The organism is Buchnera aphidicola (Mindarus japonicus) (genome assembly GCF_039393905.1).
Lineage (GTDB): Bacteria > Pseudomonadota > Gammaproteobacteria > Enterobacterales > Enterobacteriaceae > Buchnera_A > Buchnera_A aphidicola_B.
Genome location: NZ_CP135030.1, coordinates 373,022 through 385,238 on the forward strand (window position 1 = coordinate 373,022; position 12,217 = coordinate 385,238).

The 12,217-nt window shown below is 24.0% G+C and carries 9 protein-coding genes; all 9 read right to left on the reverse strand.

All coding sequences use genetic code 11. From position 1 onward, the window contains the following. Nucleotide 1 precedes the first annotated feature (1 nt). The 9 genes from queD to mutS all read right to left on the reverse strand — a co-directional run bounded on the left by queD (nucleotide 2) and on the right by mutS (nucleotide 12,035). A complete protein-coding gene (gene queD, locus RJT65_RS01735) occupies nucleotides 2–361 on the reverse strand; it encodes a 6-carboxytetrahydropterin synthase QueD (protein ID WP_343152509.1) in 360 nt (119 codons plus the stop codon). A 341-nt stretch (nucleotides 362–702) separates the two neighbouring features. Then, the gene (gene cysC / locus RJT65_RS01740; RefSeq protein WP_343152511.1) at nucleotides 703–1,293 is read right to left on the reverse strand and encodes an adenylyl-sulfate kinase; all 591 of its coding nucleotides are present in this window, start codon (nucleotides 1,291–1,293) and stop codon (nucleotides 703–705) included. 26 nt (nucleotides 1,294–1,319) lie between these two features. Continuing rightward, the gene (gene cysN, locus RJT65_RS01745) at nucleotides 1,320–2,735 is read right to left on the reverse strand and encodes a sulfate adenylyltransferase subunit CysN (protein WP_343153188.1); all 1,416 of its coding nucleotides are present in this window, start codon (nucleotides 2,733–2,735) and stop codon (nucleotides 1,320–1,322) included. Between the two features lie 24 nt (nucleotides 2,736–2,759). Next, nucleotides 2,760–3,668, reverse strand: a complete 909-nt coding sequence (gene cysD, locus RJT65_RS01750; protein ID WP_343152512.1) for a sulfate adenylyltransferase subunit CysD — start codon at nucleotides 3,666–3,668, stop codon at nucleotides 2,760–2,762. A 38-nt stretch (nucleotides 3,669–3,706) separates the two neighbouring features. Beyond that, nucleotides 3,707–5,086, reverse strand: coding sequence for a siroheme synthase CysG (gene cysG, locus RJT65_RS01755; protein ID WP_343152513.1), 1,380 nt, complete (start codon nucleotides 5,084–5,086; stop codon nucleotides 3,707–3,709). A gap of 69 nt (nucleotides 5,087–5,155) precedes the next feature. Beyond that, entirely contained in the window at nucleotides 5,156–5,893 is a 738-nt protein-coding gene (locus RJT65_RS01760; RefSeq protein ID WP_343152514.1) for a phosphoadenylyl-sulfate reductase, read from the reverse strand. A gap of 17 nt (nucleotides 5,894–5,910) precedes the next feature. Further along, nucleotides 5,911–7,623: an assimilatory sulfite reductase (NADPH) hemoprotein subunit gene (gene cysI, locus RJT65_RS01765; RefSeq protein ID WP_343152515.1), complete on the reverse strand. Its 1,713-nt coding sequence runs from the start codon at nucleotides 7,621–7,623 to the stop codon at nucleotides 5,911–5,913. Continuing rightward, complete coding sequence (locus RJT65_RS01770; protein ID WP_343152516.1) at nucleotides 7,623–9,434, reverse strand: assimilatory sulfite reductase (NADPH) flavoprotein subunit; 1,812 nt, start codon at nucleotides 9,432–9,434, stop codon at nucleotides 7,623–7,625. Before RJT65_RS01770 ends, cysI begins: the two co-directional genes overlap by 1 nt. A 45-nt stretch (nucleotides 9,435–9,479) precedes the next feature. Further along, complete coding sequence (mutS, locus tag RJT65_RS01775) at nucleotides 9,480–12,035, reverse strand: DNA mismatch repair protein MutS (protein WP_428994322.1); 2,556 nt, start codon at nucleotides 12,033–12,035, stop codon at nucleotides 9,480–9,482. Nucleotides 12,036–12,217 lie beyond the last annotated feature (182 nt).

Genomic DNA, 12,217 nt, shown 5'->3' on the forward strand with positions numbered 1-12,217 from the left:
TTTATTCTTTATAAATACATCCTGATGAAATTGTTTCATTAATTTTAATTGAATATAAATTATTTAATTTAGGTTTTAATTTTTTCCAGATCCATTTCGATAAAATTTCTATTGTCGGATTTTCTAAACCCTTAATTGAATTAAGATAAGCATGATTTAATTGAAATTTAATAGGTTGAAAAGCATTATCTACTTCTTTGAAATCTATTATAAAACCAGTATCATCATCAATTTCACCTTTTATATTTACACGAACTAAAAAAGAATGTCCGTGTAACTTATAACATTTGTGTTCTTTTGTAACATAAGGTAATTTATGAGCTGCTTCAAACCTAAAATCTTTAAATAAAATAAGACTCATTTTATTTTTTTCCTTAAAAATTAATATTTTAAATAAGTATAGTTTTATATATTTAAATTAATTTAAATTATTTTTTTTTAAATAACTACTTAACTTGTTAATATTTTTATATTTTCAACTTTACTTAAAATTATTTTTTACTCTTAATTTTATTATTTTCAATTTCAAAATAATTAGTTAATTCTCTATTTTCTTTAACTAAAAAAAATTTTTAAAAAAATTAAAAAATTAACTTCTCTTATATTTACTTTTTTGCTTTACATATATTAATATAATTTATATATTTTTTTAAAATGAAATATTTTTTTTATATATTAAAAAAATTATTTTTTTTTATTTTTCTAAAAAATTTTACTTTCAATGATTCTAAATATTTTTTTTAATATAAATTTCAAAGAATTTTCTCCATTAATGTGAATATCTGGACACGTTGGGATCTCATAAACTGAATCAAATCCTGTAAAATTATCAATCTTTTTTAAAATATTTTGCTTATATAACCCTTTAGGATCTCTAGACCTACAAATTTCTAAAGAAGTATCTATAAAGATTTCTACATAATTTTTTTCTCCAATAATATTTCGAATTAAGAACCTATCTTTTTTATAAGGAGTAATAAGAGCACAAAGCACCACTATTCCTGCGTCAATCATTAATTTAGCCACTTCTGCAACTCTACGAACATTTTCCTTTCTATCTATTGAAGTAAAAGAAAGGTCTTTGCATAATCCTAATCGAACATTATCTCCATCTAATAAATAAGTCCTAATTCCTTTTTTATATAAAATATTTTCTAAATTTCCAGCAATTGTAGATTTTCCTGATCCTGATAATCCTGTAAACCATAAAACTATTGATTTATGTTTATTAAAAAATTCTCTTTTTTCTCTATTAATAATATGTTTATGCCAAATAATGTTTTTTTGATTCATATGTTTTTATAATTCTTATAAAATAACTAGGAAATATTTTTTATTCCCCAATGTGGAAAATATTTGGATATTAATGAACGAAATTCACACTCAAAATTATTACTTAAAACATTTTCTTTTAAAGATTTTTTTTCTTTTTGAAATTCTTTAAACATTCCGCCTGCAATAGTATTGTTATTAAACAAATCTATAAAGATCATACTACCCATAACTTTATTCTTTTTAAAATTGTCAAAGAAAATAGGCTCATCTAACATAACTTCTATTAATCCTATTTCATTTAACATCAATTTATCCGATTTATTTTTCTTTAATGATTTTATATCTATTTTATAAATAATTTTTTTTATAAATGCTCTTGTTTTTTTTGTTGCAGTTTTTATATTATATATGTTTCCAGAAATTATTGGATTTTTAGACATAGATATAATCTTAACAAAAATACTTTGCTTAGGTTCTATCATTGAAGATGAATCAACAAACAAATCTCCTCTACTAACATCAATCTTTTCTTTTAGTAAAATAGTTACACATTGACCAGTATTCGCTTTAATCAAATTTTTTTCATATGTTACTATTTTTTCAACTGTAACAAAAGCAGCAGATGGTAAAACTTTTATTCTTTGTCCCACGGATATACAACCTGATACTATTGTACCAGAATAACCTCTAAAATTTGCGTTAGCACGATTAACGTATTGAATAGGAAATCTTAAATTTTCTTCTTTATATTCTTTTTTGATTATTTTAATTGTTTCTAATAAATTTAACAATGAAGGTCCTTCATACCATTTAATTAACAATTTATTATTAACTATATTTACCCCTAATAATGCTGATATTGGAACAAAAAATACATTTAACTTTATTGAAAATCTTTCTAGAAAAAATAAAAAATCTTTTTTAATTTTTTCAAAAACATCTTTTTTATAATGCACTAAATCCATTTTATTAACTGTAATAATTAAGTATTTTATTCCAAAAATAAAACTAATAAAAACATGTCTATAAGTTTGTTCTGAAAGACCTATTTGAGCATCTATAAGAATAATTGATAAGTCACATTTAGACGCTCCAGTTGCCATATTACATGTGTACTCTTCATGACCAGGCGTATCTGCCATAATAAACTTTCTTTTCTTAGTAGAAAAATATCTATAAGCTACATCAATCGTAATTCCTTGTTCTCTTTCAGATTGCAGTCCATCAACCAATAATGCAAAATCTAAATTATTACCTTGAGTTCCATGTTTTTTACTATCTTTTAATAAAAGCTCTAATTGATCATCATAAATCTGATTAGTATCATATAATAATCGACCTATTAAAGTGCTTTTTCCATCATCTACACTACCACATGTTAGAAATCGAAAAATATCTTTATTTTTATTACAAGAAAACCACTTTTTTTCTGTAAACAAACCTTTATTATTAATATTTATTTCTTTTTTCATTTTATTACCCAACTAAAAATAACCTTGTCGTTTTTTTAATTCCATAGAACTTGATCGATCATGGTCTATTAATCTTCCAGTTCTTTCGCTAGTTTTAACTACTATCATTTCGTTAATAATATCAAATACATTTTTTGCGTTAGATTTTATAGCAGACGTAAAAGGCCAACATCCTAAAGTTCTAAACCTAACATTTTCAAATGTTATTTTTTCAGTAGATTGAATTTTTAATCTATCATCTTCAACCATAAGTAGTTTTCCATTTCTATTTAAAATAGGTCTTTTTTTAGAAAAATATAATGGAACAACTTTTATTTCTTCTAAAAAAATATATTCCCAAACATCTAATTCAGTCCAATTAGATAAAGGAAATATCCTCATGCTTTCTAACACATTGATTTGTCCATTATAGATATTCCATAACTCAGGTCTCTGTTTTTTAGGATCCCATTGATGTAATTGATCTCTAAAAGAATAAACTCTTTCCTTAGATCTCGACCTTTCCTCATCTCTTCTCGCTCCTCCAAAAGCAGCATCTACATTATACTTTTTCATAGCTTTTTTTAATGCTTCAGTTTTCATAATATTAGTAAACTTATCACTACCATGAACAAAAGGATCAATTTTTAATTTTTCTCCTTCTGAATTAGTATAAACAATTAATTCTGCATTTGTTTCTTTAACAATCTGATCTCTAAATTCATACATTTCTTTAAACTTCCATCCAGTATCTACATGTAATAATGGAAAAGGAATTTTACCTGGATAAAAAGCTTTTTTTGCTAAGTGTAGCATAACAGAGGAATCTTTTCCTATCGAGTATAACATTACTGGATTTTCAAATTCTGAAAATGCTTCTCGAATAATAAAAATACTTTCAGCTTCTAATTGAGATAAATAAGAAAATAGATTTTTTTTCATTTTCTCCCCAAATTTAATTAAGTTTAAGATCTATTAATCTAATTGATATCTTTTTTAAACCAAGATAATTTTTTTGACAATGAAACCACTTTTCCAAGAATTAATAATGTAGGCCGTTTCATTAAACATGATAATTTTTTAAGATTTATAAAAGTATCTATAATAGTTTTTTGCTTTAATGTAGTTCCTTTTTCAATTAAAGCCATAGGCATATCCAAAGGATATTTATTAACTCTTAATTTATCAAATATATACGAAGATTGTAATTTAGCCATATAAATAACTAAAGTGTAATTTTTACATTTTGATATAAAAGACCAATCTTGACTTTCTTTTTCTTGGTTACATCCAGTAATAAATATTATTCCACTTGAATAATTTCGATGTGTTAATGGAATTCCTGAATAAGCAGCAACTCCAATTGCTGAAGTAATACCAGGAACAACTTGAAAATTAATTTTAAATTTTTTAGCTTCTTCTAATTCTTCCCCACCTCTTCCAAAAATAAAAGGATCGCCACCTTTTAAACGAACAACTTTGTTTCCATTTTTAGCCATAGTAATTAACATTGAATTAACATTTTTTTGACTAATACATGGTTTATTGGCTATCTTTCCTACATAAATTTTTTTAGCATCTTTTCGAATTAGCGATAAAATATCAGAACTTACTAAGTTATCATATAAAACAACATCAGCTTGTTGTATAACTTGTAAACCTCTCAAAGTTAACAAACCACTGTCGCCTGGTCCCGCTCCTACTAAAAAAATTTCTCCTTTAAATGAAGTTTTTTGTTTTATTTCATTATTTAATATTTTAATAGCTTGTTTTAAATTTCCATTTAAAACATGACTAATAAATATTCCATTAAAAATTTTTTCCCAAAAATAACGTCGATGCGTATTTTTTTTAAATTTTAATTTAACATGACTTCTCCATTTTTCAGCTAGTAAAGCTGATTTCCCTAAATTTATTGGAAGAATTGATTCTATTCGTTCTTTAATAATTCTAGTTAATACTGGTGCAGTTCCACCAGAAGAAACTGCTATTGTTATTGGAAATCGATCTACTATAGAAGGAAAAATAAAAGAACATTTTGAACGATCATCGATAACATTGATTAATATCCTTTTCTGTTTTGATTTTTTATAAATATAAGTATTTAATATATTATCGTTTGTCGCGACAATAACTAAAAATACTTCGTTTAACTGATTTTCAAAAAATTCAGTATCCACCCAATTAATTTTTCTTTTTTTATATATTTCAATTAATTCCGAAGAAATATTTCTAGAAACAACCATTATAATTGAATTCATATTAAGTAGAAAAAAAATTTTTCTAACAGCAATTTTTCCAGCACCTACAAATAATACTTTTTTGTTTTTTAAATTAATAAAACAAGGGAAATAATTCACATGCTCCTCAAATAAATACAAATAAACGTTTTTTATGCTCTTTTAAATTGAATTAAAAAAATAATCAAATTACTTTATATGATGTAAACCGCATTCTCTTTTTAAACCAAAAAACCTTGTTTTTTCTTTTACCATTCCTTTTACATATTTACTTGTCGTATGTACATCTCCAATAGAAACATATCCTTTTTTAAATAAAGGATGATACGGCAAATTATGATCTTTAATATAGTCAAAAACCTTTTTATCAGACCAGTCTAAAATTGGAAAAAATTTAAAAAAATTTTTCTTTATTTCTAAATAATTTAAATTTACTCTACTATTTGCTTGAACTCTTCTTAAACCAGCTATCCAAGTTTGGACCGATAGATCTTTTAAAGCATGTTTCATAGGTTTTACTTTATTAATAAAATTATATTTATCAATTCCTTTAATTCCTTTTTCCCATAACTTTCCATAACGAACCTCCTGCCAAGCAGAAGATATTTCTGCAGAGTATACTTTTATATTTAAATTAAATTTTTCTGTTAAAAAATCAATGAATTTATAAGTCTCGACAAAAAAATATCCTGTATCTATTACAACAATAGGAATATCTGATTTTTGTTTAGTAATAAGATGCAGCAAAACTACTGAATGTAAACCAAAACTTGATGACAACACTATTTCATGAGGTAAGTTATTTAGCGCCCATACAATTCTTTTTTTTGTAGATAGCTTATTTATAAAAAAATTATTCTTTTTCAAAAAATCAGCTTTTTGATCTGATGTCCAATGTTGAATTTCTGAAAAATCTATAATTGACATAATTAATAAGTTTCCTTTTATTTTTTCCAAAAATTATTTGGTAAATTTGAAACAGACTCAATTATTTTAACACGAACCAAGAAATCTCCAAAACATTCTTTAAAAAATCTTTCTATAGACCATCTATGAATCATAGGTTTAATGATTTCTATTATTTTAGATAAGCTATAATTTTCTCCATATAACCTAGGAATTCTAGTTCCTATTTTATTACCTCCAAGATATAAATTATATTTATTCATTGATTTTCCTATTAAACCTATTTCCGCTAATAAGGACCTGGCACAACCGTTTGGACATCCTGTAATTCGTAAAATAATACTTTCGTTTGTTAAATGATACTCTTCCATTATTTTATCTATTTCTTTAACAAACATAGTTAAAATTCTTTCAGCTTCAGCCATAGCTAGGGGACATGTGGGAAAAGAAACACATGCCATAGAATTTTTTTGTAATTCTGTAATATTGCTTATAACCATATATTTAAAAAGAATTTCTTCTATACTTTCTTTTTTATCACTTGAAATATTATAAATTATTATATTTTGATTTGCTGTAATTCGAAAATCTCCGTCGTGTATAAGTGCTATCTTATACAAACCAGATTTAATTTTTTTATAATCTTCAATTAAACGACCATTTTCAATATATAAAGTAAAACTCCATTTTCCGTTAATTCCTTTACTCCATCCAAATTTATCCCCTCTATTAATAAAAGTATAAGGATAAATAGTTTTAAATTTAGTTTTGGATCTAAATTCCACTTCATTTATAAATTTTTCTTTTCCAAATTTTTTTAATGTATAACGAGTTTTAGCATTTTTTCGATCATACCTATTACCCCAATCTCGTTGAACAGTAACTATAGCTTCAAGAACTTTTAATACATTTAATAAATTAACAAAACCAAATTCTACAGCTAAAGATGGCCAGGTATTACTATTATTATGCTCAATAGATAATCCACCTCCTACAAATACATTAAAACCAATTAACTTTTCTTCTTTTGAAATTGCTACAAGTGCTATATCATTAGCATGTAAATCAACATCATTGTTTGGTGGAATAGCAATAGCTATTTTAAATTTTCTAGGAAGATAGGTTTTTCCTAAAATAGGTTCTTTTTCATTTAATACTATCTTTTTTTTATCTAACCAAATTTCAGCATAAGCATTTGTTTTTGGTAAAAAATATTCAGAAATTTTTTTTGCCCATTCATAAGTAGATTTATGTAAATTAGAAGCCATTAAATCAGAAGAACATAAAACGTTTCTATTAACATCATTAGCGGTTGCAAATGAATCTAATCCTATTAAAGCTAACATTTTATGAACTTTCTTTAAATTTTTTTTTAAAATTCCATGAAATTGAAATGTTTGACGATTTGTTAATCTTATAGTTTTATATAAAGTATTTTCATTTGAAAATCGATCAATTTCTAGCCATTGATAAGGTTTAATTATACCACCAGGTATTCTACAACGTAACATCATAGCATGACGAGGTTCTAGTTTTTGTTCCATTCTTTCTTTTCGTAAATCTCTATCATCTTGCTGATACATTCCATGAAATCGAATTAATGAATAATTATCTCCAGTAAAACCATTTGTTAAGGTATTTTTCAGATCTTTTTTAATAGTCCCTCGTAAATAATTGCTGTTAGCTTTTATTTTTTCCGCTTCACTAAATAAACTTATAATTGAATTAATTTTATTTTTTTTCTGATTCATTAGTATACATCTCGCTGATATCGTTTTTTATTTCTTAAAGTAAATAAAAATTCCTCTGCTGATTTTTTATTCATATTTCCATATTGTTCAAAAATTGATAATAATGTTTGTTCAACTTCTTTAGCCATATTAAAAGCATCTCCACAAACATATATATACGCTCCTGACTTAATCCACTCCCAAACTGATAAACCATGTTCGCGTATTTTATGTTGTACATATATTTTTTCTTTTTGATCTCTAGACCAGGCCAAACTAACTTTAGTTAATAATTTATTTTTAAAATATCGTTGCCATTCTATTTGATACAAAAAATCTTCTGTAAAATATTGATTTCCAAAAAATAACCAATTTTTCCCTTTAGATTTAGTATTTTCTCTCTCTTGCATAAATGATCTATATGGAGCAATTCCTGTTCCAGCTGATATCATAATAATAGAGGTATCTGTATTGCTAGGTAATCGAAAGTTTTTATTTTCTTGAACAAAAATTGAAACTTTCTGTTCTTCTTTAAGTTCATTAATTAAATAATTTGATGCTCCTCCTTTATATATTCGATTATTAATCTGATATTTTAATAATCCAACTGTAATGTGAATTTCATCATTTATTTCTTTTTGAGAAGAAGATATAGAATATAATCTAGGTGTTAATGGTCTTAAAAACGAAATTAATTCATTTGCTGTCATTCTAGTAGGATTTTGATAAACCATTTCTAAAAAAGAAATATTTTGAGTATACTTTTTTATTTCAATTACATTTGAAAGAACGCTTTGTAATGCATTTGATTTTGCAAAATAATTATATGATTCTATAATTTTTTTCGTATTGATAGTAATTTCAAATTTTTCCCGAAGTAAATCAAAAATACTTTCTTTTTTATTTTTAAAAAAAACTTTTGTAGTTGATTCAATTTTTAATATTTTCAATAAATTTTTAATTGATATGCAATCATTCTTATACCAAACCCCCAAAACATCTCCGGGAGTATAAGTTATTTTTGAATCTTGCAAATCTATTTCAATATGATTAATAATCTTATTAGAATTTCTTCCTGTAATTCTTTTATTAGATAATATAACACCTGAGAATGGATTTTCTCTATCAAATATTTTTTCTATTTTTTTATTATCAATTTTTTCAAAATTTTGTTTTTCTTCATTATTTTTAATCGAGATAAAAAATTTATCTTTAATAATTTTAGATAATTTTACACTCCATTCTTTTATTAGTTCCATATATTCAACATCTGCATCAATTCGATTTAATAATTTTTTTCCTCCTAATTGTGAAATTCGATTATCAAAATCTTTTCCAGCTTTACAAAAAAAATCGTAGGAACTATCTCCTAACCCAAAAACTGAATAATTAACTAAATTCATATCAATATGTCTTTTTGAAAATAAAAATTTATATAACAATAAAGCTTCTTCTGGAGGTTCTCCTTCTCCATGAGTAGATATGATTAATATCAATAATTTTTCTTTATTTATATTTTTTATTTTGTAATCACAAACATTAATTAGTACTGAAGGCAATTCATATGAATCAAAGACTTCTTTAACGACTTTGGAAGCAATTTTAGCATTTCCTGTTTGAGAAGCACATAAAATAGTAATTGGATTATTATCTTTTTTTACAGGATTATTTAAATCTAAATTTTTATTTTTAGAAAGTTTTGACATTCCCCAAAAATAGCCCGAAAGCCATATTTTTTTTTCTTCCGACAAATTTTTACTTAAAGTATCTAAAGTTTTTTTTTCTGATTCATTTAATGGATGAAAAAAATTTAAATTATTTTGAGTTTCCATATATTAAAATATCCAAATATTATTTTTTATTTATTAACAGAAAAATTATTTTCTTAAAAACTTTCTCTTTATTTTATTTACTTTACTAAGTATAAAAGATAATAAATTATTATTTAAGTATTTTTTTAAAAACAATCTTAGTGTTATTTTTTTATTAAATTTAATTTCTTTTAATTTGATATTAGCTAAATCAATTACTTTCATTGGGAATCCAGAAAGAGCCGCTACTAGTATTCCATAGCTTTTATTTACAAATCCTTTTTCCAACTTATATAAAAAGGAAATTTTTCCATTATGTTCAATTGTTGATAAATAAACGTTTTTTACATTTTTATTCTTTTTTTCTAACTTTGTTAACTCAAAATAATGTGTAGAAAACAAAGTTATAGACTGTATATATTTAACTAAATACAGAGACACTGACCAAGCTAAAGCCAATCCATCATCAATAGATGTTCCTCTTCCTATTTCATCTATTAAAACCAAACTATTGGAACTAGCATTATTTAATATATTAGCAGTTTCAATCATTTCCACCATAAATGATGATTTTCCTCCTGACAAATCATCAGAAGAACCAATCCTAGTAAAAATTTGATCTATATTTCCAATGATAGCACTTTTTGCAGGAACGAAACTACCTATCCATGCCATAATTACAATTAATCCTATTTGTCTCATATATGTACTTTTTCCGCCCATATTTGGACCAGTAATGATTAACATCCTATTCTTTGATGACAAATCAACAGAATTAGAAACAAAAGAATGAGTTAATATTGATTCTATAACTGGATGACGACTATCATTTAAACGAATTTCTGTTTTATTTGTCAAATGTGGGCATATATATTTTAATTTTACAGCTCTTTCTGCTAAATTTGCTAAAACATCTAATTCAGCTATCGCTTTAGCACTAATTTTCAAAGAAGGTATATAAAATTCTAGTTTTTCTAATAACCTGTTATATAAATAATTTTCTAATTCTAAAACTTGAAACTTTGATGATATAACTTCTTTTTCAAAACTCTTTAATTCTAATGTTGTATATCGGTTATAAACCTTTAATGTTTGTATTTTTATATATTTTTTAGGTATTAATTTTTCATGCTTTTTATTTATTTGAATATAATACCCAATAATTCTATTAAAACCTATTTTTAAAGAATTTATTTTTAACGTTTTTTTTTCAAAAATTTCAAATTTTTGAATAACTGATAATGAATTACTTGAAATATTTCTTAAATAATCTAATTTTTTATTAACACCTTTTAAAATTACATTTCCATTTTTTATGGAAGTAGAAGAATTAGAATCAATGTAAGAATGTAATAAAAAAATAATTTCCTTATTATCACCTAATCGCTTAACAATACTTTTTATATTGTTTTCTTTAATTTCTAGTAATAATGTTTTAATTTTAACAAATTCTAGTAAAGTTAATTTTATTTTAATTAAATCTATCGGATTTGCTTTTAATGTAACTACTCGAGAACAAATTCTTTCTAAATCACTAACTTTTCTAAATATAGATTTTAACTCTACATATTTTTTTCGTAATTCTTTTATACTATTTTGTCTATTTTTAACAATTTTAATATCTCTAATAGGCGCGTGTATCCAACGTTTTAACATTCTTAAACCCATAGAAGTTACGCATTTATTCAAAACGAAAGACAAAGTATTTTTATAACCTCCTAATACATTTTTTGTTAATTCTAAATGAATTCTAGAAACTTTATCTAATAAAATGTACTTTTTTGGAAAATTTACTTTAATTGCCGAAATATTTTTTAATAAGATTTTTTGTACAGATTTAATATATTGTAATAAACAACCAGCAGCACCTAATCCTAAATGTTTTTTTTGTATTCCGAATCCTTCTAAATTTTGAGTATTAAAATGCAAAATAAGTTGTCGATAAGCACTTTCTATATCAAACTCAATGATGGATCGATATTCAATTAAACTATTACTAATTTTAATTTCGATAATATCTTTAAAATTATCGCTACATAATAATTCTATTGGATTAGTTCTATACAATTCAGACAAAAAAGATTCTAAATTTTCATGTTCTGAAACATAAAAATCTCCAGAGGAAACATTTATATACGAATATCCGAATTTATTTTCATTTTTAAAAACTGCAGCTAAAATATTATCCGTATCATTATTCAAAAAAAAATCTTCAATAACTGTTCCAGGAGTAATTACTTGAACTACCTCTCGATCAATTAATTTATTTTTCCCTATTAACGTATTTTTTTTTTGTTCACATACAGCAATAGATTTTCCTAAATTTAATAATTTTTTCCAATATCTTTGTGAAGTATGAACAGGTATACCAGCCATAGGAACCTTTTTTCCGGCCGAATACCCTCTATTTGTTAAAACTATTTTTAGTAAATCAGAAACTAATATGGCATCTTCATAAAATAATTCATAAAAATCTCCCATTCTAAAAAAAAGAATAATATTAGGAAATTTTCTTTTTATCAATAAATATTGTTTAATTATCGGAGTATGTAACCTACGAGTATCATCTTTCTTATTAAAAATATCTTTTGGAAAAATTTTTTTTTTAATCTGATTATTCACGTTTTTTCTCTATATAAAAAGAAATTTTTCAAATTTTATCGAAATAAAATTAATTATATATATAGTATAAAACTAAGTTATTAATCAATAAAAATAAGTTTTTTATGCTTTAAAATCATTAATTTTCAATTCAATGAAATATTGAAATTATATATGTATATTACATACACATTTCATTAAAA